The organism is Mesorhizobium sp. M1423, assembly GCF_040317575.1.
GTDB lineage: Bacteria > Pseudomonadota > Alphaproteobacteria > Rhizobiales > Rhizobiaceae > Mesorhizobium.
Genome location: NZ_JAMYKU010000001.1, coordinates 411,054 through 431,787 on the forward strand (window position 1 = coordinate 411,054; position 20,734 = coordinate 431,787).

General features: G+C 62.7%; 27 protein-coding genes and 1 pseudogene. 16 read left to right on the forward strand and 12 right to left on the reverse strand.

The features are described from left to right. Nucleotides 1–9 precede the first annotated feature (9 nt). The 5 genes from NKG95_RS02095 to NKG95_RS02115 form a co-directional block, all read right to left on the reverse strand. Nucleotides 10–471 carry a RidA family protein gene (locus NKG95_RS02095; protein WP_353039843.1) on the reverse strand — a complete coding sequence of 154 codons (462 nt, stop codon included), beginning with the start codon at nucleotides 469–471 and terminating at the stop codon, nucleotides 10–12. 34 nt (nucleotides 472–505) lie between these two features. After that, nucleotides 506–1,300 carry an amino acid ABC transporter ATP-binding protein gene (locus NKG95_RS02100; RefSeq protein WP_352522810.1) on the reverse strand — a complete coding sequence of 265 codons (795 nt, stop codon included), beginning with the start codon at nucleotides 1,298–1,300 and terminating at the stop codon, nucleotides 506–508. Between the two features lie 4 nt (nucleotides 1,301–1,304). Beyond that, nucleotides 1,305–1,955, reverse strand: coding sequence for an amino acid ABC transporter permease (locus NKG95_RS02105; protein WP_352522809.1), 651 nt, complete (start codon nucleotides 1,953–1,955; stop codon nucleotides 1,305–1,307). Between the two features lies 1 nt (nucleotide 1,956). Further along, the gene (locus NKG95_RS02110) at nucleotides 1,957–2,622 is read right to left on the reverse strand and encodes an amino acid ABC transporter permease (RefSeq protein WP_353039844.1); all 666 of its coding nucleotides are present in this window, start codon (nucleotides 2,620–2,622) and stop codon (nucleotides 1,957–1,959) included. A gap of 71 nt (nucleotides 2,623–2,693) precedes the next feature. Next, nucleotides 2,694–3,575, reverse strand: a complete 882-nt coding sequence (locus tag NKG95_RS02115) for a transporter substrate-binding protein (RefSeq protein WP_353039845.1) — start codon at nucleotides 3,573–3,575, stop codon at nucleotides 2,694–2,696. Nucleotides 3,576–3,702: 127 nt separating this feature from the next. Here NKG95_RS02115 and NKG95_RS02120 point away from each other — a divergent pair, with 127 nt between their 5' ends. Beyond that, complete coding sequence (locus NKG95_RS02120) at nucleotides 3,703–4,506, forward strand: IclR family transcriptional regulator (RefSeq protein ID WP_023720986.1); 804 nt, start codon at nucleotides 3,703–3,705, stop codon at nucleotides 4,504–4,506. Nucleotides 4,507–4,540: 34 nt separating this feature from the next. Here the strand turns inward: NKG95_RS02120 and NKG95_RS02125 are convergent, their stop codons facing one another. Continuing rightward, the gene (locus tag NKG95_RS02125; RefSeq protein ID WP_023678480.1) at nucleotides 4,541–4,744 is read right to left on the reverse strand and encodes a YdcH family protein; all 204 of its coding nucleotides are present in this window, start codon (nucleotides 4,742–4,744) and stop codon (nucleotides 4,541–4,543) included. 241 nt (nucleotides 4,745–4,985) lie between these two features. Between NKG95_RS02125 and NKG95_RS02130 the strand changes: the two genes are divergently transcribed. The 7 genes from NKG95_RS02130 to NKG95_RS02160 all read left to right on the forward strand — a co-directional run bounded on the left by NKG95_RS02130 (nucleotide 4,986) and on the right by NKG95_RS02160 (nucleotide 11,725). Continuing rightward, complete coding sequence (locus tag NKG95_RS02130; protein WP_023678481.1) at nucleotides 4,986–5,165, forward strand: YdcH family protein; 180 nt, start codon at nucleotides 4,986–4,988, stop codon at nucleotides 5,163–5,165. 204 nt (nucleotides 5,166–5,369) lie between these two features. Beyond that, nucleotides 5,370–6,623, forward strand: coding sequence for a flavodoxin-dependent (E)-4-hydroxy-3-methylbut-2-enyl-diphosphate synthase (gene ispG / locus NKG95_RS02135; RefSeq protein WP_352815080.1), 1,254 nt, complete (start codon nucleotides 5,370–5,372; stop codon nucleotides 6,621–6,623). 4 nt (nucleotides 6,624–6,627) lie between these two features. After that, nucleotides 6,628–7,482: a lytic transglycosylase domain-containing protein gene (locus NKG95_RS02140; RefSeq protein WP_023720984.1), complete on the forward strand. Its 855-nt coding sequence runs from the start codon at nucleotides 6,628–6,630 to the stop codon at nucleotides 7,480–7,482. A gap of 174 nt (nucleotides 7,483–7,656) precedes the next feature. Beyond that, on the forward strand, nucleotides 7,657–8,853 hold the full coding sequence (locus NKG95_RS02145; RefSeq protein ID WP_023720983.1) for a phosphoglycerate kinase: 1,197 nt from the start codon (nucleotides 7,657–7,659) through the stop codon (nucleotides 8,851–8,853). A gap of 140 nt (nucleotides 8,854–8,993) precedes the next feature. After that, a complete protein-coding gene (locus NKG95_RS02150; protein WP_023720982.1) occupies nucleotides 8,994–10,019 on the forward strand; it encodes a class I fructose-bisphosphate aldolase in 1,026 nt (341 codons plus the stop codon). Between the two features lie 151 nt (nucleotides 10,020–10,170). Continuing rightward, a complete protein-coding gene (locus tag NKG95_RS02155) occupies nucleotides 10,171–10,908 on the forward strand; it encodes a DUF899 domain-containing protein (protein ID WP_023720981.1) in 738 nt (245 codons plus the stop codon). An 85-nt stretch (nucleotides 10,909–10,993) separates the two neighbouring features. Beyond that, nucleotides 10,994–11,725 (forward strand): SGNH/GDSL hydrolase family protein, encoded by a 732-nt coding sequence (locus tag NKG95_RS02160; protein WP_023720980.1) that lies wholly within the window; start codon nucleotides 10,994–10,996, stop codon nucleotides 11,723–11,725. 116 nt (nucleotides 11,726–11,841) lie between these two features. Here the strand turns inward: NKG95_RS02160 and NKG95_RS02165 are convergent, their stop codons facing one another. After that, nucleotides 11,842–12,003: a hypothetical protein gene (locus NKG95_RS02165; RefSeq protein ID WP_008873884.1), complete on the reverse strand. Its 162-nt coding sequence runs from the start codon at nucleotides 12,001–12,003 to the stop codon at nucleotides 11,842–11,844. A gap of 203 nt (nucleotides 12,004–12,206) precedes the next feature. Here NKG95_RS02165 and NKG95_RS02170 point away from each other — a divergent pair, with 203 nt between their 5' ends. From NKG95_RS02170 to NKG95_RS02180, 3 genes are all read left to right on the forward strand, one after another. Next, on the forward strand, nucleotides 12,207–12,374 hold the full coding sequence (locus tag NKG95_RS02170; protein WP_023720979.1) for a hypothetical protein: 168 nt from the start codon (nucleotides 12,207–12,209) through the stop codon (nucleotides 12,372–12,374). 141 nt (nucleotides 12,375–12,515) lie between these two features. Continuing rightward, on the forward strand, nucleotides 12,516–12,923 hold the full coding sequence (locus tag NKG95_RS02175) for a hypothetical protein (RefSeq protein WP_353039846.1): 408 nt from the start codon (nucleotides 12,516–12,518) through the stop codon (nucleotides 12,921–12,923). A gap of 18 nt (nucleotides 12,924–12,941) precedes the next feature. Beyond that, entirely contained in the window at nucleotides 12,942–13,661 is a 720-nt protein-coding gene (locus NKG95_RS02180) for a helix-turn-helix transcriptional regulator (protein WP_353039847.1), read from the forward strand. A gap of 61 nt (nucleotides 13,662–13,722) precedes the next feature. Here the strand turns inward: NKG95_RS02180 and NKG95_RS02185 are convergent, their stop codons facing one another. From NKG95_RS02185 to NKG95_RS02195, 3 genes are all read right to left on the reverse strand, one after another. After that, nucleotides 13,723–14,418, reverse strand: coding sequence for a DUF1013 domain-containing protein (locus NKG95_RS02185; RefSeq protein WP_353039848.1), 696 nt, complete (start codon nucleotides 14,416–14,418; stop codon nucleotides 13,723–13,725). A 354-nt stretch (nucleotides 14,419–14,772) separates the two neighbouring features. After that, the gene (locus NKG95_RS02190; RefSeq protein ID WP_023720976.1) at nucleotides 14,773–14,913 is read right to left on the reverse strand and encodes a DUF1127 domain-containing protein; all 141 of its coding nucleotides are present in this window, start codon (nucleotides 14,911–14,913) and stop codon (nucleotides 14,773–14,775) included. 132 nt (nucleotides 14,914–15,045) lie between these two features. Then, entirely contained in the window at nucleotides 15,046–16,056 is a 1,011-nt protein-coding gene (locus tag NKG95_RS02195; protein ID WP_031194545.1) for an NAD(P)H-quinone oxidoreductase, read from the reverse strand. 124 nt (nucleotides 16,057–16,180) lie between these two features. Here NKG95_RS02195 and NKG95_RS02200 point away from each other — a divergent pair, with 124 nt between their 5' ends. The 3 genes from NKG95_RS02200 to NKG95_RS02210 all read left to right on the forward strand — a co-directional run bounded on the left by NKG95_RS02200 (nucleotide 16,181) and on the right by NKG95_RS02210 (nucleotide 18,037). Further along, on the forward strand, nucleotides 16,181–16,375 hold the full coding sequence (locus NKG95_RS02200; RefSeq protein WP_023720974.1) for a DUF1192 domain-containing protein: 195 nt from the start codon (nucleotides 16,181–16,183) through the stop codon (nucleotides 16,373–16,375). A 95-nt stretch (nucleotides 16,376–16,470) separates the two neighbouring features. Further along, nucleotides 16,471–17,718, forward strand: a complete 1,248-nt coding sequence (locus NKG95_RS02205) for an MFS transporter (protein ID WP_352480880.1) — start codon at nucleotides 16,471–16,473, stop codon at nucleotides 17,716–17,718. Between the two features lie 31 nt (nucleotides 17,719–17,749). Beyond that, entirely contained in the window at nucleotides 17,750–18,037 is a 288-nt protein-coding gene (locus tag NKG95_RS02210; RefSeq protein ID WP_023720972.1) for an ArsR/SmtB family transcription factor, read from the forward strand. A gap of 147 nt (nucleotides 18,038–18,184) precedes the next feature. Here the strand turns inward: NKG95_RS02210 and NKG95_RS02215 are convergent. After that, a pseudogene (locus tag NKG95_RS02215) lies at nucleotides 18,185–18,840 on the reverse strand (glutathione S-transferase family protein). A 62-nt stretch (nucleotides 18,841–18,902) separates the two neighbouring features. After that, nucleotides 18,903–19,754: an alpha/beta fold hydrolase gene (locus tag NKG95_RS02220; RefSeq protein ID WP_353039849.1), complete on the reverse strand. Its 852-nt coding sequence runs from the start codon at nucleotides 19,752–19,754 to the stop codon at nucleotides 18,903–18,905. A gap of 97 nt (nucleotides 19,755–19,851) precedes the next feature. Here NKG95_RS02220 and NKG95_RS02225 point away from each other — a divergent pair, with 97 nt between their 5' ends. Beyond that, a complete protein-coding gene (locus NKG95_RS02225) occupies nucleotides 19,852–20,376 on the forward strand; it encodes a winged helix-turn-helix transcriptional regulator (protein ID WP_352640174.1) in 525 nt (174 codons plus the stop codon). 76 nt (nucleotides 20,377–20,452) lie between these two features. Next, a complete protein-coding gene (locus tag NKG95_RS02230; RefSeq protein WP_023720968.1) occupies nucleotides 20,453–20,683 on the forward strand; it encodes a hypothetical protein in 231 nt (76 codons plus the stop codon). Nucleotides 20,684–20,734: the final 51 nt, after the last annotated feature.

Below are 20,734 nucleotides of genomic sequence, written 5' to 3' on the forward strand. Positions count from 1 at the left end.
TCATGGATTTCAGGCGGCGATCTCGACGACCGCCTCGATTTCAACTGTGATGTTGCCCGGCAGCGAGCCGACACCGATCGCGGAACGGGCGTGTCCGCCAATCCTATCAAAGACGGCGGCGAAAAGATCGGAACAGCCATTCACCACCTTGGGGTGCTCGCTGAATGTCGGGGTCGCATTGACAAAGCCAAGCAGCTTGACGACGCGCACGATGCGGCCGAGGTCGCCGGCCGCGGCATGCATGACGGCGAGCAGGTTCAGGCCGGTCAGACGGGCATGATCATAGGCCTCTTCCACGGAGACATCCTCGCCGACTTTGCCGGTGCAGAGCACACCATCAGCGCGCAACGGTCCCTGGCCGGAGAGGAAGATCAGCCGTCCGCTCTCGGCGTAGGTGACGAAGTTGGCGATGGGCTTCGGCGGCTCGGGCAGCGTCAGGCCCAATTCCGCGAGCCGGATGTAAGGCGTCATAAAAGCTCCTTGCGACAGCGTTCGCCGTCCGACGTCAGAAATGCGAGGCGCGAAACCGCGCCAGGAAGCTGCGAAGGCGTTCATTGTCGAACTCCGCAGCCAGAATCTCGGCGGGTGGTCCGACGGCACTGACGCCGCCATCCGCCATGAAAACGATGCGGCTCGACGCGTCGCGTGCAAAAGCCATTTCATGCGTGACCATCAGCATCGTCATGCCGTCTTCGGCGAGGCTGCGCACGACCTCGAGCACCTCGCCAACCAATTCGGGGTCGAGCGCCGAAGTTATCTCGTCGAGAAGCAGGATCTTCGGCTCCATCGCCACGGCGCGGGCGATGCCGACGCGCTGCTGCTGGCCGCCGGAAAGCTCGGCTGGCAGACTGTCGGCCTTGTGGGCGAGGCCGACCCGGCCGAGCCAGTGCTCGGCAATGGTGCGGGCCTCGGCATTGCTCTTGCCGCGCACCTTGCGCAAACCAAGCATGATATTGCCGGCCGCGGTCAGATGCGGAAACAGATTGAAGCTCTGGAACACCATTCCGGTCTCGGCTCGCATCGCCGCGAGGTCGCGCTCGCTGCGGCGCTGACGTGTTCCCGCCTCGCGGTAGCCGACCTCTTTGCCATCGATACGGATCGAGCCGTTATCATAGCTCTCCAGAAAGTTGACGCAGCGCAGCAGCGTGGTCTTGCCGCTGCCGGACGGCCCGATGATCGTCACCACCTCGCCGCGCGCCACCTTGAGGCTGACCGAGCGCAGGACCTCGACGGGACCGAAGGCTTTGGACACGTCGGAGACGTCGAGAAGCGCCGGATTTGCGTGGGCGGAGTTGGACATCTTGCTATTCCCGGATGAAGGAGAAACGCCGCTCCAGCCGCCGGCTGGCCAAGGAGAGGGCGTAGTTGACGGCGAAATAGACGAGCGCGCCGAGGATGTAGAGCGGCATCGCTTCGTAGGTGCGGCCGATGACCTGGTTGATCGCCTGCATCAGGTCGGTGATGCCGAGCAGCGAGACCAGCGCGCTGCCCTTCACCGCGTCGGTGACGCCGTTGATCCAGGGCGGCAGGAAACGCCTGAACGCCTGCGGAAAGATGACGTAGGCCAGCCGCTGGCGAAAGGTCAGCCCGATCGCCATCGCCGCTTCGGACTGACCCTTGGGGATCGAGCCGACGGCGCCGCGCAGATATTCGATGACCTGCGCCGTCTTGAACAGGGTAAGCGCGAGCACGGCCGCCCAAAAGGATTCCAGATGCAGCCCTACTGCCGGCAGGCCGTAGTAGACGAAGAAGATCAGCACCAGGATCGGAATGCCGCGTATGGTGTCGCTGAAGATGCGCACCACCCAGCGCAGCGGAGACGGACCATAGACGAGGCCGACGCCCATCAGCACGCCGGCGATGAGCGATAACACCACGACCAGCAGCGACACCCACAGCGTCAGGGCAAATCCTTGACCCAGGAAAGGCAAGGCATAGGCGATCTGGCCAATCATCCTAGTGCACCGCCCTGAATCGGCGTTCGACCAACCGCAGCGCGAAAAGCAGCGCATAGCCGGTCAACAGGTACATCGCCGTCACCACCAGATAGACCTCGACGATGCGGAAGGTGTTGAAGTTGATCCACTGGGCGCCGTAGGTGAGCTCGGGCACCGAAATGACCGATGCCACGGACGTATCCTTGAAGAGCGATATGAATGTGTTGGAAAGCGCCGGCAGCGTTATGCGCAGCATCGTCGGCAAGCGCACATGGACCAGCCTTTGCCATGGCGTCAGGCCGATCGCCTTGCCGGCGTCGAGCTGGCCGCGCGGCACAGCTTCGAGCCCCGAGCGGAACACCTCGACCAGATAGGCGCCGCTATAGAGCGACAGCGTGGCAATGAATGAGGTTTGCGCGCTGTACGCGATGTCGACTACAGTCGGCAGGCCGTAGAAGACCAGGTAGACGAGCAGAATCAGCGGCACGTTGCGGATGAACTCGACATAGGCCGCGATGACGGTCCGAACCGCCCGCCCGGCCGACACGTACCAGACCGCCAGAAGCAGCCCGATGACGATGCCGATCGCGATCGAGATGACGGCCAGTTCGAGGCTGAGCAGGAGCCCGCCCCAGAGCTTGTCGAAATGCCGCCAGATCAGGTTGAAGTTGAGGGTATAGCCCATGCGTCTCCCGCAATGCTGAGGGCTGCCGAGGAGAAGCAGGCGGAAGGGCGCTGCCCTTCCGCCTGCTTGCATCAGATGACCGGGAAGCCGGGATGGCGGGCCGGCGGCTCCTGTCCGAAATAATCCTTGAACGCCGCGTCATAAAGCGCCGTTTCATGGCCGAACATGGCGATGGTAAAGGTCTGGTTGACGAAGGTCAGCCAGTCGAGGTCGCCCTGCCGCAGTGCGGCACCATAAAGCATCGAGAACCAGCTCTTGCCGGCATCGAAGTATTTGTCCGGATTGCGCGAGGCGAGCCAGCGGACCGTCGACAGATCGACGGCGGCGGCGTCGACGCGCTTCGATTCCAGCGCCTGCAGCACGTTGGCCTGCGTGTCTATCTGCATTACCTGCGCCTCGGGCAGGACGATACGCACGTTTGCCTCGGCATCGACGTTCTGCAGGATGGAAATCCGGGTCGCCGAACCGGTGGCAAGCAGCTTGTCGAAGGTCTTGTTTTCGGCGTTCGGAAGGGTCAGCAAGGCGATGCCCTCGACGTAGTAGGGCCGGGAGAAGTGGATCAGCTGCGAGCGCTGGGCGGTCATGGTCATGAACTGTATGGTGATGTCGACCTTGTTGGTGGTCACGTTTGGAATGCGCTGAGCCGGATCCTGCATGACGAATTCGACCTTGGTCGGGTCGTCGAAAAGCCCCTTGGCAAGGATGCGCCCCATGGTGATGTCCATGCCGACCAGCTCGCCAGCGTCGTTCTCGAAGTGCCAAGGCGCGTTGGTGCTGCCGGTGCCGACGATCACCTTGCCGCGCTCGAGAACGGTGCGCAGCAGGCTGTCGGGCGCTGCCTGGGCCGCAGCTTTCTGGACATCGACCGCAGTGGCGGCACTCATCACTCCGGCCGTTGCAAGCCCGGCCATTCCCAGTTTCAGAAATTCACGCCTTTTGGATGTGTCGTTCACGGCGACCTCCTTCGTGTTGTGTTCCCCGTTGGACCAGCAGCGCAGGCATCGGTTGCAACTGACGTCATTGTCCCTTACAAGGGACGCCTGTACTCTGTACAAGACAGATTAACATCAGGAATCGATAATGCAAGAAGGCAATGCCTTGGCCGCTCGACCGGACGCCGGTCTGGACGAAGACAAGAATTCGGGCTCGCGGGAGAAGGGCCTCAACCGGGTCCTCCAGATTCTGGAGTTTCTCCACGCGACCCAGCGCGCGATCGGCATTGGCGATCTTGCCAGAGGGGTGAACGCACCGCGGTCGACGACCTATACGCTGGTGCGCTCGCTGGTCGACGCAGGCCTGCTGGAGATGGCCGGAGACGGCAATCGGGTCTATTTTGGAAAGAAGCTCTATCTCTACGGAATGGACTATGTGCGGGGCAACGACCTGCTCAGGCGAGGGCGGCAGGAAGTCGACCATCTGTCACGCGAGTCCGGCGAGACCTCGGAGCTGTGCATGCTGCAAAGCGGCCGCTACACCATCGTCCATTCAAGCCCGGGAACCAGGCCATTCAGGATCAGCTCGGCGACGGGTCTGCAAATACCGCTTCCCTGGACAGCTTCCGGGCGGCTGCTCCTCGCCGGCTTCGACAGGGCAGCGATCGAGGATATGGTCTCGGAAGACGACCTCGTACTGCCGGACGGCCGCAGGTTGCAGCTCGACGATTTCATAGCCGATATCGCGGTGGCCAAGTCGGCCGGCTACTGCGTCACCTCCGGCCTTGTCGATGCCTACACGAAATGCCTGGCCGCGCCGGTCTTTTCGGCGCCGGGCAGGGTCGAGGCGACGATGTGCCTGGTGGTTCCCATCGATACCTCGACCGAAAAGACCGATGACCTGATAGAGCTGTTGCTCGAGCGCGCCGCGCGGCTTTCGATCGCGGCATAGGCCGCCTTTTCAGCAGGCCAGCGCCGGCGTCCATTCAAGCGATAATGTCTGGAATGATCTTGTCTTCCAGCGCCATCAGCCTGTCCTTCAGGAAAAGCTTCTTTTTCTTCATGCGCTGGATCTGCAGCGGGTCGCAATTCATGGCGATCATCGCATTGATGGCCGCGTCGAAATCGGCGTGTTCCTGCTTCAGCCGGGAATATTCGAGGCGGATATCTGCCTGTTCCTGATCGGACATTTTTACCGTCTGCACGTCTGCGGCGCCCAAACTATGGGCCTGATTGGGCGGGACCGGGGGTCTTCTTGCACCGGCGCGCAGCCCATACCACATTTCATATTGTCGTGGAATGCTACCACGCAGCATTCGACATCGGTGCGCGATGGTGGCACACTGTCATTATGCCGTCACAGAAGCGAGCCTGCGGTGGACGTGCCATGACGGCTGCAATCCGAGGAAACCATGAAAGGGAGAACCAATCATGTCTCTTGCATCCCATCTTGATGAGCTGCAGCGGAAACACGGCGACATCGAACGCGAAATCGACGATGCGATGACCCATCCGTCGGTAGACGACCTCGAAATCGTGAATCTCAAGCGGCGCAAGCTGGCGCTCAAGGACGAGATTGAAAAACTGAAGGCGAAACCGACGACGCACTGACGCCCATCCAGGACTAGCTGCGCCGCCTGGCGCGCGATTTCTTTCCGGTGGCATGTCTCTATGCTGCCGGAAACGCTTATGGATTTGCGGCAAGCTGCCGTCTTGTCATTTCCGATTTGCTAGGTCTGCGCGCCAGTCGCCATTGACAAGCCATCTTTGCTCGTCCACCTCATGCCCGGACCTTCAAGATTAAAGGCAGCCGGCATGACCGGATATTTTTCCTCACCCTTCCCGCGCCGCAGGTCGGTCGGTGTCGACGTCGGCGGCGTGATGGTCGGCGGCGGCGCCCCAGTTGTCGTCCAGTCGATGACCAACACCGACACGGCCGATGTCGACCAGACGGTGGCGCAAGTGGCGGCGCTGCATCGCGCCGGCTCCGAGATCGTGCGCATGACGGTCGACCGCGACGAAAGCGCTGCCGCTGTGCCGGCCATCCGCGAGCGACTGGAGCGGCTCGGGATCGACGTGCCGCTGGTCGGCGATTTCCATTACATCGGCCACAAGCTCCTGGCCGATCATCCGGCCTGCGCCGAGGCCTTGGCCAAGTACCGCATCAACCCCGGCAATGTCGGTTTCAAGGACAAGAGGGATCGGCAGTTCGCGGCGATCGTCGAGATGGCGATCCGATACGACAAGCCGGTGCGCATCGGCGTCAACTGGGGTTCGCTCGACCAGGAGCTGCTGACCCGGCTGATGGATGACAACCAGGCCCAAGGCTTTCCGCTGACCGCGCAGGAAGTGACGCGCGAAGCGATCGTGCAGTCGGCGATCCTGTCTGCCGAAATGGCCGAAGAGATCGGCCTTGCGCGCGAGAAAATCATCCTCTCGGCCAAGGTCAGCGGCGTGCAGGATCTGATCGCCGTCTACACCGAGCTTGCCACCCGTTCCAACCATGCGCTGCACCTCGGGCTGACAGAGGCCGGCATGGGCTCGAAAGGCATTGTCGCATCATCGGCTGCGATGGGCATCCTGCTCCAGCAAGGCATCGGCGACACCATCCGCATCTCGCTGACGCCGGAGCCGAACGGCGACCGCACACGAGAAGTGCAGGTGTCGCAGGAGCTGTTGCAGACCATGGGCTTCCGGCAGTTCGTGCCGATCGTCGCCGCCTGCCCGGGCTGCGGTCGCACGACCTCGACCGTGTTCCAGGAGCTTGCCCAGAACATCCAGGCTGACCTGCGCAAGAACATGCCGGTGTGGCGCGAACAATATCCCGGCGTCGAGAACCTCAAGGTCGCGGTGATGGGTTGCATCGTCAACGGTCCGGGCGAATCCAAACATGCCGATATCGGCATTTCGCTGCCCGGCACCGGCGAGACGCCGACCGCCCCGGTGTTCGTCGACGGCAAGAAGGCGGCGACGCTGCGCGGCCCGTCGATCGCCGCGGATTTCGAGAAAATGGTTTCCGACTACATCGAACGGCGGTTTGGCCAACACGGCAAAGCCGCGGCGGAGTAGTTCGATGCGGCGTTTGCTTGGGGCGACGCTGGTTGTCATTTGCTGGCTGGGCTGGGCGACAGCCGTCCAGGCCGATCCGCCGCGGCCCGCCAAGCAGAAGCTGATCGATCGAGTTTGCGATCTTATCGAGACGCATGCCGACCAGAACGGCCTGCCCCGGGATTTCTTTGCCCGGCTGATCTGGAAGGAGAGTCGCTTCGATCCCAATGCGGTCAGCCCCGTCGGTGCGGAGGGTATCGCCCAATTCATGCCGGGTACCGCCAAGATGCGCGGGCTCGCCAATTCGTTCGATATCGAGCAGGCTATCCCGGCCTCGGCAAAATACCTCGCCGAAATGAAGACCGGCTTTGGCAATCTGGGCCTCGCCGCAGCCGCATACAATGCCGGCGAGAGCCGGGTGACGCGCTGGCTGAATTCCGGCGGCTTCTTGCCGATGGAGACCGAAAGCTACGTTTTGGACGTCATGGGCGAGCCGGCCGACAGGTTCACCGATGCCGCGTATGCCGGCGTCATCCGGCCGCTCGACAAGAAGGCGAGCTTCGCTGCCGCCTGCCGCACGCTGCCGGTGATCATGTCCAGAACCGTGCCGATGTCGTCGATCAACATCAAGCCATGGGGCGTGCAGGTGGCCGGCAATTTCCGCCGCGCCGCGGCGCTCAATCAGTGGAGCAATGTGAAACGGCGGTTTCCAGCCTTGCTCAGCGGTCGCAATCCGGTGGTCAGCCGGGTGCGCACACCGATCGGCAGGCGCGGCATCTATGCGGTGCGGATCGGCGCCGACACCAAAGCCAAGGCCGACGATATTTGCCAGAAGCTGCACAGCGTCGGCGGCGCATGCATTGTGGTGCGCAACCGGTAAAGCCATATGTCGGCGCGTTTCGCGCCATTGCTGCCCATCTCGCTCCCGCTGGGCGCTTCATCTTCGACACGCGATCACATTTTCCGTGAACCCTTAAGCAGAACCGTCAGGCAGGTCTTGCATCGTCGTTGATGCGGGGTAAGGTCCCCGCGATTTTTCGCGAAAGGGATCAGCATGGCCGACTTCAAGACACTGGACGACATCGGCAATATCAGCGGCAAGCGTGTGCTGGTGCGTGTCGACCTCAACGTTCCCGTCACTGAGGGCAAGGTCACCGACGCCACCCGCATCGAGCGCATTGTACCGACCATCGCCGAGCTGTCCGGCAAGGGCGCCAAGGTCATCCTGCTTGCACATTTCGGTCGTCCCAAAGATGGACCGGCGCCGGAATTCTCGCTCGAGCCGATCGCCAAGGCGACGGCGGACGTGCTCGGCCGTCCGGTTGGCTTTGCCACCGACTGCATCGGCGACAAGGCCGCGAGCGCCGTCGCCGCCATGGAAAGCGGCGATGTGCTGCTGCTCGAGAACACCCGCTTCTACAAAGCCGAGGAGAAGAACGACCCGGCCTTCACCGAAAAGCTCGCCGCCAACGGCGACATCTTCGTCAACGACGCCTTCTCCGCTGCGCACCGCGCCCATTCGTCGACGGAAGGGCTGGCGCACGTGCTGCCGGCCTTCGCCGGGCGCACCATGCAGGCCGAGCTCGATGCGCTGGAAAAGGGCCTCGGCAATCCCGTCCGCCCGGTTGTCGCCATTGTCGGCGGGGCCAAGGTCTCGACCAAGATCGACTTGTTGATGAACCTGGTGAAGAAGGTCGACGCGCTGGTCATCGGCGGCGGCATGGCCAACACGTTTCTCGCGGCACGCGGCACCGACGTCGGGAAATCCTTGTGCGAGCACGATCTCGCGACCACCGCCAAGCAGATCATGATCGAGGCGGCCGAGGCCGGCTGCGCCATCATCCTGCCCGCCGACGCCGTTGTCGCCAGGGAGTTCAAGGCCGGTGCCGCAAGCGAGACCGTCGCCATTGCAGACGTACCAGCCGACGGCATGATCCTCGATGTCGGCGCGAAAACCGTGAAAACCATTGCCGAATGGATCGACCGTGCCGCGACGTTGGTCTGGAACGGGCCGCTCGGCGCCTTCGAGATCGAGCCGTTCGACCATGCGACGGTGGCGACGGCCAGGCACGCGGCAGCGCGCACCAAGGCCGGCAGGCTGGTCTCGGTGGCCGGCGGCGGCGATACGGTGGCCGCCCTCAACCATGCCGGCGTCAGCGATGATTTCACCTATGTCTCGACGGCCGGCGGTGCTTTCCTCGAATGGATGGAAGGCAAGCCCTTGCCCGGCGTCGACGTCTTGAAGCGCTGAGCGCGGCGTTAATAACAGCGCGAAGCAGTGCGCTCGCGATTTTCAATCGATTCGCGCTTCTCCGACGAAAGGGTTCGACTTGAACCTGCATTGCTCTGGTGGTCTGCTGGGTACGGGTCAATTCTTTCAGGAGAAGCACGATGAGCGAACGTCTCGAGGACATTGCCGCCGCGATGGTGGCCAACGGCAAGGGCCTGCTGGCTGCCGACGAGAGCTCCGGCACTATCAAGAAGCGCTTCGACGTCATCGGCGTCGAGTCGACCGCCGACAGCCGCCGCGACTATCGCGAGATGATGTTCCGCGCCAGCGATGCAATGACCAAGTACATTTCCGGCGTTATCCTCTATGACGAGACCATCCACCAGAAGGCCGCCGACGGCACGCCGCTGGTCGACATCATCAAGGCATCAGGCGCCATTCCCGGCATCAAGGTCGACGCCGGCGCCAAGCCTCTGGCAAGATTTCCCGGCGATACCATCACCGAAGGCCTGGACGGCCTGCGCGAACGCCTCGCCGACTATTACAAGCTTGGCGCCCGCTTTGCCAAATGGCGCGCGGTAATCGACATCGATGTTGCCAAGGGGGTGCCTTCCGCCACCTCGATCGGCTCGAATGCCCATGCGCTCGCCCGTTACGCCGCGCTTTGCCAGGAAGCCGGCATCGTGCCGATCGTCGAGCCGGAGGTGCTGATGGACGGCGCTCATGACATCGACACTTGCTACGAGATCAGCAAGGCGACACTGACAAAGCTATACACCGAGCTCTATGCGGCCCGCGTCGTCCTCGAAGGCACCATCCTGAAGCCAAACATGGTTCTCGCCGGCAAGAAATCGGGCAAGGTCAGCAGCCCCGACGAGGTCGCCGAAAGGACGATAAAACTGTTCCGCGAGACGGTGCCAGCCGCGATCGGAGGCATCGCCTTCCTTTCGGGCGGACAATCGGACGAGCAAGCGACCGCCAACCTCAACGCCATCAACGCCATCGGCCCGCATCCGTGGAAGCTGACCTTCTCCTACGGCCGCGCCTTGCAGGCCGCTCCGCAGAAGGCCTGGAGCGGCAAGGCGGCGAACGTCGCCGCCGCGCAGGCCGCCTTCGCCCATCGCGCCCACATGAACCATCTGGCAGCGCTTGGACAATGGCAGCCGTCGCTGGAGCAAGCCGCTTAACCGAATCCATCTTGCGTTTCTCCCGACCCGGGCCACGTGCCCGGGTTTTGCTTGAAAGCAGCAAGGGCTGCAATTTTCTTGCAACTGAAATGCAGCTCGGTGTCGGCATTCCTCGCTGCCGAACGTCCTCCGTGAAAAGAGGAGCAGACCTATGCCAAACAACAAGACCGTTTCGCAGGAAGACTGGTTTCAGGCGCACAAGGCGCATCTGGCGCGCGAAAAGGAATTGACGCGCTTTCGCGACCGCGTCGCCGCCGAACGCCGCGAATTGCCATGGCTGAAGATCCGCAAGGACTACGTCTTCGAGACCGAGCAAGGGCCAAAGAAACTGCCCGACCTGTTTGGCGGCAACAGCCAGTTGATCGTCTACCATTTCATGTTCGGGCCGGGCGCCGATTATCGTTGCGAGGGCTGCTCGTTCCTTGCCGACCACATCGACGGCGCCAACCAGCATCTCAGGCACCACGATGTTTCGCTTGTCGTGGTGGCGCGGGCGCCGCTGGCCGAGCTTCTGCCCTACAAGCAGCGCATGGGCTGGAAATTCGACTGGGTGTCGTCCTACGCCTCGGACTTCAACTTCGATATGCAGGTGTCATTCACCGACAAGCAGATCGCGGCCGGCGACACGACCTACAATTTCGAGCGGCGCGCGCGGAGATCGAAGGACCTTCCCGGCACCAGCGTGTTCTATCGCGACGAGAAAGGCGACATCTTCCTGACTTTCATCTCGCGCTCCAGAGGCGGCGATCCGCTGATCGGCGCCTATCACTATCTCGACCTGACGCCGAAAGGCCGCAACGAAACCGGGCCGCATCATAGCCTCGCCGACTGGGTGCGGCTGCATGACGAGTATGAAGACCAATCCGGGACGCATGACTGCTGCCATTGAGGCGACAGGCTGTCGCTGCAAGGTCGTTCACCTTCAGTGCAACATGCGCTAAGTGCTGTTCGCTGTGCCCTAAAAGGGATTTGCCATGCGGCGCTTTCCGACCCTTCTCACCTGGCTCGCCTTTCCGGTCTATGTCTGGCAAGGACTTGGCGTGCGTCGCCGCACCACCCGCATGCTGCCGGCACAAGGTCCGGTCATGCACGAGATATCAGGCCAGGCGCCGGCAATCTCGCTGCTGGTGCTCGGCGATTCCTCCGCCGCCTCAGTCGGCATCGGCAATTCCGAAAACGGATTGGCCGCGCAACTGGCCGTTCTAATTGCGCAACGCACCGGCCGCACCGTGCGCTGGCGGGCAGCCGGCTTCAACTCGGCAACCTCTGGCCAGATCCGCGATCATGTGCTGCCCAATCTGTCGGCCGATCCGTGGACGCATATCGTGCTCGCCATCGGCACCAACGACACCAAGAATTTTCATTCGGTACCGCGCTTCAAGCGCGATTTTGGCGGCCTGCTCTACGCGCTGCGCGCCAAATGGCCGGAGGCGCGCGTGGTGTGGTCGCCGGTGCTGGAGTTCACCCGGGCGCCGGCAATGCCGCCGCTGCTCGGCAAGATCCTCGAGATCCGCGCCGGCGAGATGAACCGGATGGGCGAGCGCCTTTGCCTCGAGCGCGGCGCCATACCGGCGCCCCGCCTGCCGATCACTGACGCCGAGGCCGGCTTTGCGTCGGATGGATTTCATGCTTCGGAAGCCGGCTACCGCGCCTGGGCGGAACATCTGGCCGGCTTGGTGCTCGCCAACGAACCGGGCGTCGCGTAGCGGCTGCCGGCACTAAAGCGCGTCGCGTTCGATTGGCCTCATGCGACGCGCTTTAGGTTCTTTGTTTTATGTATGTCGTTGGCGCAAAACCGCTGCACACTTTTGCGCGACATGCATTACGTCCAGTGTCCGAGCACCGCCGTAATCGAAATCGCGGCCATAGCCAACAGCGCCAGCTTCCAGAAATCGCTGCGCCGCTTCAGCCCCGGCCAGCCGAGCGGCTTGATGAGCTGGATGACCATCATGGCGATGATGACGAGCGCGAGAAGTTTCGACATGCAGCCTTTGATCAGCATCGCGGCTGACTGTCAAAGCGGCTCCGCGATCGCGGTCTTTCCACCGCGGCACGCCTCTTTTCAGTACTGTTCGATCACTTCGGTGGACAAATTGGAACGCCGGTCATGAGAGCCGCACCCTCCTGACAGACTGCTGTCAGTAGGGGTGTGCGATAGTGCCTGCATCGAAAGAGAGGAGACCAGCCATGAACGGTTTTACCATTCTGCGTAGCGTGCAGCACTATGTCGGCAAGATCCGGACGATGCGCAATGAGATCCGCACCCAGCGTTTCATGAACACCCTGCCGGCGGACATCCGCAAGGATATTGGCTGGCCGGACATGTATGGCGACCGCCACAATGGCGGCAACTGAGGCAATCTTTCTGCCCGGCGTTTGGATGCGGCCCGGCGATGAGCTTAAACAGGCATGCTGAAGCCTCCTGACAGTATGGTGTCAGGAGGCTCGTGCCATAGTGGGATGGCCGTCAGAGACGGACGGCCGAGAGGACGATCGATGAAAAGCTGGACCGACAGGCTGAACACGCCTGGCATCAACGGCATAACACCGTCGCCACGCACCATCGCTGATGTCGTCGAAGGCCAGCCGATGCTGGTTCCTACAGCTCGCCAGGTCGATGCATTCATCCGCGCCATCCCCGAAGGCATGGACATGGATATCCGGGCTTTGCGCATGGCGCTCGCCATCGAGCACAGTGCCGAGGTGACATGTCCGGTCACCATCGGCTATCATCTGCGTACCGTCGCCGAGCCCGCCAACGAGGATCTTGAGCGTGGCATGGCGCTGGGCGACATTGCGCCGTTCTGGGGGGTGCTCGACGCAAGCACGCCGACAACGAGGAAACTGTCCTTCGGCGCGGCCTCCGTCGCCGCGAAGCGCAAGCGCGAAGGGCTGGAGCAATAGACGCCGAGGGACCATACGATGCGCCGCGCCGACAGGCTCTTCCAGATCGTGCAGCACCTGCGCGGTGGCCGTCTGGTCACCGCCCAGAAGCTGGGCACGTGGCTCGAGGTTTCCGATCGGACCATCTATCGCGACATCGCCGACCTGCAGTCGACCGGCGTGCCGATCGACGGCGAGGCCGGTGTCGGCTACATGATGAGGGAGGGTTTCGACCTTCCGCCGCTGATGTTCACGCGTGACGAGATCGTCGCGCTGGTCGCCGGCGCCCGCATGGTGCGCGCCTTTGGCGGCGCGGCCATGGCGCGAGCCGCCGACGAGGCGCTGGTCAAGATCGGCGCCGTGCTGCCCGACGCCGAAAAGGACCGCATCGCCCGCACCGAGATCCACACGCCGATGTGGGTGGTAAGCGACGCCGCCCGCGAAGCCATCGACCTGATTGAGCGGTCCATCGAGAAACGTCAGGTGCTGACCATCGACTATTCGGATGAGGCCGGCCGCAGCACCGCGCGCGACATCCGCCCGCTCGGCCTGTGGTTCTGGGGCAAGGTGTGGACCTTGGTCGCCTGGTGCGAGATGCGCGCCGATTTCCGCGCCTTCCGCATCGACCGCATCGCCTCCGTGGTCATCGCCGGCCGCACCTTCAAGCCGGAGCGCGGCAAGCAGCTCGCCGATTTCTACCGCGCGGTGGAACGCAGCGAGGACTACGGCATGGCACCGGACCGGGCGGCGCGAAGCTGACACGGAAGATCGAAAAAAAAGCCCGCTTGAAAGCGGGCTTTTTGTTTTGGATGCGAGACCTCTATTCCTCTTCGTCCGTATCCTTGTCCTTCGACTTCAGCGCCGAGAGCTTGGCGAAGACGGCGTTGGCGTCGAGTTCGCGATCCTCGTCCTTTGGCTTTTCCGACGCCGGCACCAGCCGTTCGGTCAAGGCAGCCGGCAGCAGCGTATCGCCGACCGGCTGTGCCTGCTCGCGGCCGCGCGAAGCGCGGTTGATTTCCATGTCGAGGTCGATCTGCGACGTCAGGCCGAGCGTCACCGGATCCATCGGCTGGAGATTGGCGGAGTTCCAGTGCTTTCTGTCGCGGATCTGGTCGATCGTCGACTTCGTCGTGCCGACAAGGCGGGAAATCTGCGCATCCTTGAGCTCGGGATGGTTGCGCACCAGCCAGAGGATGGCGTTGGGCCGGTCCTGGCGCTTGGACAGCGGAGTGTAGCGCGGACCCTTGCGCTTGGATTCCGGCACCCGCACCTTGGGGTCGGAGAGCTTCAGCCGGTGGTTCGGGTCCTTCTCGGCGCGCGCGATCTCGTCGCGAGTGAGCTGGCCGGTCATGATCGGGTCCATACCCTTGATGCCTTGCGCAGATTCGCCGTCGGCGATCGCCTTGACCTCAAGCGGATGCAGTCCGCAGAACTGCGCGATCTGCTCGAAGGAAAGCGCTGTGTTGTCAACCAGCCAGACGGCGGTCGCTTTTGGCATCAGCAGCGTATTGGCCATTACAAAAATCCTTCTCGTTCGCCCGCGTTCCCGCGCGGGCGGTGGTTTACAGCCACCAAAATGGGAAAATCGCGGTCTATATAACTGCTCACTCGCCATTTCGCAATGTTTTTGGCAGGCGCGCGTCAAGGACGGCATGGCGGCGCGACCAGCAGACCGCGAAGGGTCGGCACATGAAGCCATGCAGTCGAAAGCTTCAAAAAGACAAAGCCCGCCAGACCAAGGTCGGGCGGGCTCGGAACCGACGACGGAAATCCGTCTGCTACGGCTCTGGCTTCTAAGGCTTGATCCCGAACCGCGGCTCGGCGTTGCGGAAAAGCAGCGCCCGGTCTTCGGACAGGATCGTGCTCGAGATCAAAGCCCTTGGCGGGCGATTCTCTCTATGTCGCCGCGGTTGATGCCGAGATCATTGAGCTGACGAGCGTTCAGCCGGTTCAGTTCGCGCACGGTTTCGTTGTACATGCGCCAGTTACGGAAAGCGCGGATCGGGTTCATGGTAGTCCTCCATCGTTTCGATGCCGCGTAAATAGGCATCGGCGATGAAAAATTGAACAGACGCTTTTGCATGGCGGCAATGCGTTTGTTGCATTGCACCATTAAGCCTTCGTTCAGCCTGTTTACCGGCCGTCAGGCGACATCGAGCACAATCTTGCCAATGTGCTCACCCTCCTCCATCCGCTCATGCGCCCGCCAGGCTTCCTTGAGCGGGAAGATCGTGTCCATCACCGGTGCAACCTTGCGCGTGCCGAGCAGCGGCCAAACCTGCGCCTCCAGCGCAGCCGCGACTGCCGCCTTGAAGTCCACCGTGCGTGGCCTGAGCAGCGAACCCGTGTGCACGAGCCGCTTGGCCATGATTTTGAAGAAATCGGCGCTCGCCACCGCTCCGCCCTGCGTCGCGATCTGGACGATGCGGCCCTCCACGGCCGCAGCCTCGTAGTTTCGCGCGACATAATCGCCGCCGACCATGTCGAGGATGACGTTGGCGCCCTTGCCGCCGGTTGCCTCCTTGACCGCGGCGACGAAGTCCTCCTCGCGGTAGTTGACCGCCCGGTCGGCGCCGAGCTTGAGGCAGGCGTCGCATTTCTCCTTGCTGCCGGCGGTGGTGACGACATAAGCGCCGAAAGCGGCAGCAAGCTGAATCGCCGTCGTTCCGATACCCGATGAGCCGCCATGCACGAGCAGCGTCTCGCCGCTCTTCAGGCCGCCGCGCTCGAAGACATTGTGCCAAACAGTGAAGTAGTTTTCCGGCAGCGCCGCCGCTTCGGTGTAGGTAAAGCCGGCGGGCAGCGGCAGCACGCTGCCGGCATGAACCTTGACATATTCGGCATAGCCGCCGCCCGCCGTCAGCGCGCAGACCCGGTCGCCGACGCGCCAGCGCGATATCTCGTCGCCGAGGGCGGCGACTTCGCCCGCCGCTTCCAGGCCCGGCAGATCCGACGCACCTGGCGGCGGCGGATAGGCACCCTTGCGCTGCTGCACGTCGGGCCGGTTGACGCCGGCGGCACGCACCCGGATCAGGATCTCGCCAGGGCCGGGTACCGGCACGTCGCGGGTTTCCGGTTTCAGCACCCGCGGCCCGCCCGGCTCCGAGATGGCGATCGCCATCATCCTGGCCGGAATTTTCTGTGCGTTCGCCATGAATTTTCCCGTCGTGTTTCGCCGGTTTCTAGCGCCAGCTGTTGCCTGCCATTTGCATCCATACCCCTGCCCTATGTATGCTCATTGGCAAATCAGGCAAATGGGCAATCACGGAGGAGCGACGATGGCGGTCTTCGACGACGAACCCAAGAAGAAAGCGCGCCCGCACGAGATCGGGCAGGATCTGTCGCTGCTTTCTGTCGATGAATTGTCCGAGCGGATCGGCATCCTGCGCGGCGAGATCGCCCGGCTGGAAGCCGAGCTCATGACCAAGGGCTCCACCAAGTCGGCGGCAGAGGCGCTGTTTCGCCGCGGATAGTACTGCGGGCAATTCCAAAAGCTCGGGCACGCCGCCGAAAAGCCCGAATGCCGCTGTCTCCAGACCTGTGCCCCGAACCCCAGCCGGATTGAACAATGTTCGCAAGCTACAGACCGATCCTCTCGCTGCTGCGCGGCACCGCGTTCCTGCTGGCGGCATCCGGGCTGCACGGGCTGCTGTTGCCGCTGCGCGGCCAGGTGGAGGGCTTCTCGACCGCATCGCTCGGCCTGATGGGCACGGCTTGGGCCGGCGGCTTCGTCACCGGCTGCTTCTTTGCGCCACGCATCGTGCGCCGCGCCGGTCATGTCAGGGCTTTCGGCGCCTTTGCCGCATCGGGGGCGATCGTCGCACTGCTCACCGGCCTGATCATTGATGAATATACCTGGATCCTGCTGCGCGCCTTCACCGGCTTCACCATGGCCGGTGCTTTCATGGTCATCGAAAGCTGGCTGAACGAGAAGGCCACCAACGAAAACCGCGGCACCGTCTTCGGCCTCTACATGATGGTCACCTATGCCTCGATCATGGGCGGTCAGATGATCGTTGCCGGCGGCGATGTGAAATCGGCGTCGCTATTCATGATCACCGGCATTCTGTTTTGCCTATCGCTGATCCCGACGGCGGTCTCGACGGCGTCGCACCCCAAGCCGCTGCAGGACGTGTCGCTTGACGTCAAAGGGCTCTACGTCAATTCGCCGGTGTCGGCGATCGCCTGCGTGCTGATCGGCATCGCCAACGGCGCCTGGGGCACGCTTGGTGCCGTTTATGGAGCTCGCATCGGCATCTCGACGGCCGAGATCGCGCTCATGATGAGCCTGGTGGTCATCGCCGGCGCCGCCATGCAGCTTCCGGCCGGGCGGCTCTCCGACACGACGGACCGTCGTTTCGTGCTGGCGGGCGCGGCTTTCGGCGCTGCGCTGTTCGCCATCGCCATCTTCCTGTTCGAACCGCGCTCCGGCGTCTTCGTCATCGTCTGCACCGCCGCCTACGGCGCCTTCGCCTACACGCTCTATTCGATCGCGGTGGCGCATGCCAACGACCATGCCCGATCGGAAGACTTCGTCAAAGTGTCGGGCGGCCTGCTGCTGCTTTATGGCTTCGGCACGATGATCGGCCCGCTGCTGGCCGCCGGCCTGATGGGCTGGATGCGTCCCGAGGGGCTGTTCCTGGCTACTGCGCTGGCGCATCTCTGCCTGGCCGCCTATACGCTGCTGCGCATCAGCCGTCGCGCGCCGGTGCCAATCGAAGGCCGCGATGCCTTCAAGACCCAGCCGGCCGACCGCTCGGTGACGCCGGAAGCGTTGCGGCTCGACCCGCGCAGAAAAGCTGAAACCGACGGTTGAGATTCGAGACGCTTTGCCCCACAAATAAGGCATGATGCTTTCCGACGCCTTCATGGCGATTGCCGATCCCAACCGGCGCTATCTCTTGGAAGAGCTCCGGCGCGGACCGAAGACCGTCAACGAACTGGCCTCTGGCTTGCCGGTGTCCCGCCCGGCCGTTTCGCAGCATCTGAAGGTGCTGCTTGATGCCGGGCTGGTCAACGCCAAGCCGGAAGGCACCAGGCGCGTCTATACGGTCAGCAATGCCGGCTTCCTAAAGCTCAACATCTGGCTCGACCAGTTCTGGGATGCAGAGCAGCTCGGTTCACCCGGAAGCTGAGAGGCGTCGTCCGCGCGTCGGGCAGCTCGTGCAGCCTCGGGCCTGGAGCAATTCCAGGAAAAGTGTGAAACGGTTTTCCGTCCGGAATTGCGCAAAAAACAAAAGGATAGAGCGGTTCGGCGTTTCCGTGAAACGATGAACCACTCTCTAGCCGTTGTTGTAGGGGAAGAGCTTGAAATAGGGCTGCGCTTCCTCGATCACACGGGCAACCGACGGGCGCCGCAGCAGCCGGTCGTGATAGCGCCTCACCGCAGGATATTTGTCGCCGAACGGCTCGACCTTGTTAGCGTAGAACAGCGCGGGGCGGCGGCGCAGTCGGCCATGGTGAAGCTCCCGCCCACCGCCCATGTCCTCGACTGCATGTCCTGTTCGATGACGGCGTAGGAGCTGCGCAGCTGGGCGCGGGCCTGCTCGACGCCGAACGGATCGGTCTTGCCCTCCGGCCGCAGCCGGTCGCCGACGATCTTCTGCATCGGTTCCTGGACGTAGAAGTCATAGAAGCGGTCGGCGAGCCGGGTCTGGCGAGCGAGATCGACATCGGCGGGGATCAGTTCGGCCGGCCCAGGATAATACGCGTTGAGATATTCGATGACGATTGTCGATTCCGGCACGGTCCGATCCAGCGCTTCATCACGCAGTACCGGCATCTTGCCGAGCGGCCACAATTTCAGAAACGCCGCGCGCGACTGTTCATTGCCGAGATCGACGACGACGGATGTGAATGGCGTGTCGTTCTCATAGAGCGCGATCAGCGGCTTCCAGCAGAAGGAGGCCAGTGGATGAAGGTGCATAGTCAAGGACATTGTTGTTCGTTCCTTAGGTGGTTCATCTCGAGGAAATTCGGGGTCTAGGTCAGGCTCGGTCCCTATTTGGCTTGGCTGTGGGTGACGATGGCATCGATGATCGCGGCCCAGTCGTCGGGATGCAGCTCGTGGCCGCCGCCCTCGATCCGGACCAGCCTTGCGCCGGCGACCGCGTCGGCAAGAGCGGCGCCATGCTCGACTGGAAAGATCGGATCGTCGGTGCCGTGGATAACGAGGAGCGGGATCTTCATCTCGTGCAGCCGCCCCGTCCAGTCCTCGCCGCTCCGATCTTCGCCGCTCTTGAGCATGAAATGGTTGGTGGCGCTTAGAAAGCCGCCGGACCGGTCGTAATCCTGTTCGACGAAAGCCCGCGTGCGCTGCTCGTCGAATGAGCGTGCGGTGCCGGTGAGCGCATGCGCGTCCTTGACGATGAAATCGACCGCCTGGCCACGGTCAGACCAGTCGACCTTCGCGCCTTCGGCCGAATGTTTCCTGTAGGCCTCGGTGGTTCCGGGCAGATGCGACGTATTGATGCCCAAGGGCGAGCTGCTGATCACCGTAAGCGAAGTGACACGCGACGGGTATTTCAACGCAACGAGCTGCGCAATCACGCCGCCCATCGACATGCCGACCACGTGCGCCTTTCGGATTCCCTGGTCGTCAAGGACGCGGATGGCATCGTCCGCCATGTCGTCGAATGTATAAGGCGGCTCGCCCGGCGCGTATTTGGTCGAACGGCCGGTATCGCGATTGTCATAGCGGATCACGAAGCGACCCGCGCCGGCCAGCTTTCGGCAAAACGCTTCCGGCCACCAGAGCATGGAAGCCATGGCGCCCATGATCAACAATACCGCCGGATGTGCCGGATCGCCGAACGTCTGGGATACGATTTCGGGGTGTTCGGCGTTTCTCATGGCTTTCCTCCTCGGGCCGCAAATCCGATTGCAATTTGCAATCGGTTGCACGATATTAAAACCGATACGATAATGCAACCGGTTTTTGGAGATTCGCATGAACATCGATCGCCGGTCCGGATGTCCGATCAACCTGTCGCTCGAAGTGTTCGGCGATCGGTGGAGCCTGATCATCCTTCGCGACATCATCTTCGGCGGCAGACGCCACTTTCGCGAACTGCTCAATGGCTCGATGGAGGGCATCGCCTCCAACATCCTCGCCGACCGGCTGAAGCGGCTGATGGAGCTCGGCATGCTGACCAAGGCGGACGATCCCTCCCACAAGCAAAAGGCGATCTACAGCCTGACCGAAATGGCGATTACGCTGGTGCCGATCCTGGCGCATCTCGGCGCCTGGGGCCGCGTCTGGCTGCCGGTCAGCGAAGAGCTCTCTATCCGTGCCGAGCTTCTGGAAAAAGGCGGCCCGCCGATGTGGGATAAGTTTATGAACGAGTTGCGCCACGAGCATCTGGGTGCGTCTCCCGCCCCATCTGGACCCACCGTGCGCGCGACCTTGCAGGCCGCATACGATGCGGTGATCGCCCGCAATGCGGAGCGAGTCGGGTGCGATCCGGCGCCATGACCAACTTATTTTCCCAATTGCGGGCTGGCTCTGCTATCAAGGGACTGAAGATAATTTACCGGATTGGATAACGCTCTTGGTCGAGAACTCTAAGGACACTGCCCGTGCGCGGGCCGATTTGCGTTTCAAGAAACAGGAAGAGGCAGCCACGGTGCGCCAGAAGGCCATGGCGGAATATGTCGCCGAGAGCGACGCTCGCCAGGCCAAAACCAACAAGCTGCGGGCGCTGCGCCTCGCCAAGGAAGCGGAAGACCTGGCCAATGCGCCTCCGGCGCCGGTGAAGAAGTCCCGCGCCAAGAAGAAATAAGCCGGCGCTCCTTGGATCGCATTGCTTCGTTTCGTACGCGGAACAGTTTTC

What these genes read in the sequence shown, in the direction of transcription:
- NKG95_RS02130 (WP_023678481.1), top strand. Translation starts at nt 4,986, where the DNA reads ATGTCTCTTGCATCCCATCTTGATGAGCTGCAGCGGAAACACGGCGAC.
- NKG95_RS02100 (WP_352522810.1), bottom strand. Translation starts at nt 1,300, where the DNA reads ATGTCCAACTCCGCCCACGCAAATCCGGCGCTTCTCGACGTCTCCGAC.
- NKG95_RS02120 (WP_023720986.1), top strand. Translation starts at nt 3,703, where the DNA reads ATGCAAGAAGGCAATGCCTTGGCCGCTCGACCGGACGCCGGTCTGGAC.
- NKG95_RS02205 (WP_352480880.1), top strand. Translation starts at nt 16,471, where the DNA reads ATGTTCGCAAGCTACAGACCGATCCTCTCGCTGCTGCGCGGCACCGCG.
- NKG95_RS02155 (WP_023720981.1), top strand. Translation starts at nt 10,171, where the DNA reads ATGCCAAACAACAAGACCGTTTCGCAGGAAGACTGGTTTCAGGCGCAC.
- NKG95_RS02190 (WP_023720976.1), bottom strand. Translation starts at nt 14,913, where the DNA reads ATGAACCCGATCCGCGCTTTCCGTAACTGGCGCATGTACAACGAAACC.
- NKG95_RS02110 (WP_353039844.1), bottom strand. Translation starts at nt 2,622, where the DNA reads ATGGGCTATACCCTCAACTTCAACCTGATCTGGCGGCATTTCGACAAG.
- NKG95_RS02170 (WP_023720979.1), top strand. Translation starts at nt 12,207, where the DNA reads ATGAACGGTTTTACCATTCTGCGTAGCGTGCAGCACTATGTCGGCAAG.
- NKG95_RS02145 (WP_023720983.1), top strand. Translation starts at nt 7,657, where the DNA reads ATGGCCGACTTCAAGACACTGGACGACATCGGCAATATCAGCGGCAAG.
- NKG95_RS02095 (WP_353039843.1), bottom strand. Translation starts at nt 471, where the DNA reads ATGACGCCTTACATCCGGCTCGCGGAATTGGGCCTGACGCTGCCCGAG.
- ispG (WP_352815080.1), top strand. Translation starts at nt 5,370, where the DNA reads ATGACCGGATATTTTTCCTCACCCTTCCCGCGCCGCAGGTCGGTCGGT.
- NKG95_RS02180 (WP_353039847.1), top strand. Translation starts at nt 12,942, where the DNA reads ATGCGCCGCGCCGACAGGCTCTTCCAGATCGTGCAGCACCTGCGCGGT.
- NKG95_RS02220 (WP_353039849.1), bottom strand. Translation starts at nt 19,754, where the DNA reads ATGAGAAACGCCGAACACCCCGAAATCGTATCCCAGACGTTCGGCGAT.
- NKG95_RS02185 (WP_353039848.1), bottom strand. Translation starts at nt 14,418, where the DNA reads ATGGCCAATACGCTGCTGATGCCAAAAGCGACCGCCGTCTGGCTGGTT.
- NKG95_RS02225 (WP_352640174.1), top strand. Translation starts at nt 19,852, where the DNA reads ATGAACATCGATCGCCGGTCCGGATGTCCGATCAACCTGTCGCTCGAA.
- NKG95_RS02125 (WP_023678480.1), bottom strand. Translation starts at nt 4,744, where the DNA reads ATGTCCGATCAGGAACAGGCAGATATCCGCCTCGAATATTCCCGGCTG.
- NKG95_RS02140 (WP_023720984.1), top strand. Translation starts at nt 6,628, where the DNA reads ATGCGGCGTTTGCTTGGGGCGACGCTGGTTGTCATTTGCTGGCTGGGC.
- NKG95_RS02165 (WP_008873884.1), bottom strand. Translation starts at nt 12,003, where the DNA reads ATGTCGAAACTTCTCGCGCTCGTCATCATCGCCATGATGGTCATCCAG.
- NKG95_RS02210 (WP_023720972.1), top strand. Translation starts at nt 17,750, where the DNA reads ATGATGCTTTCCGACGCCTTCATGGCGATTGCCGATCCCAACCGGCGC.
- NKG95_RS02195 (WP_031194545.1), bottom strand. Translation starts at nt 16,056, where the DNA reads ATGGCGAACGCACAGAAAATTCCGGCCAGGATGATGGCGATCGCCATC.
- NKG95_RS02150 (WP_023720982.1), top strand. Translation starts at nt 8,994, where the DNA reads ATGAGCGAACGTCTCGAGGACATTGCCGCCGCGATGGTGGCCAACGGC.
- NKG95_RS02175 (WP_353039846.1), top strand. Translation starts at nt 12,516, where the DNA reads ATGAAAAGCTGGACCGACAGGCTGAACACGCCTGGCATCAACGGCATA.
- NKG95_RS02105 (WP_352522809.1), bottom strand. Translation starts at nt 1,955, where the DNA reads ATGATTGGCCAGATCGCCTATGCCTTGCCTTTCCTGGGTCAAGGATTT.
- NKG95_RS02200 (WP_023720974.1), top strand. Translation starts at nt 16,181, where the DNA reads ATGGCGGTCTTCGACGACGAACCCAAGAAGAAAGCGCGCCCGCACGAG.
- NKG95_RS02160 (WP_023720980.1), top strand. Translation starts at nt 10,994, where the DNA reads ATGCGGCGCTTTCCGACCCTTCTCACCTGGCTCGCCTTTCCGGTCTAT.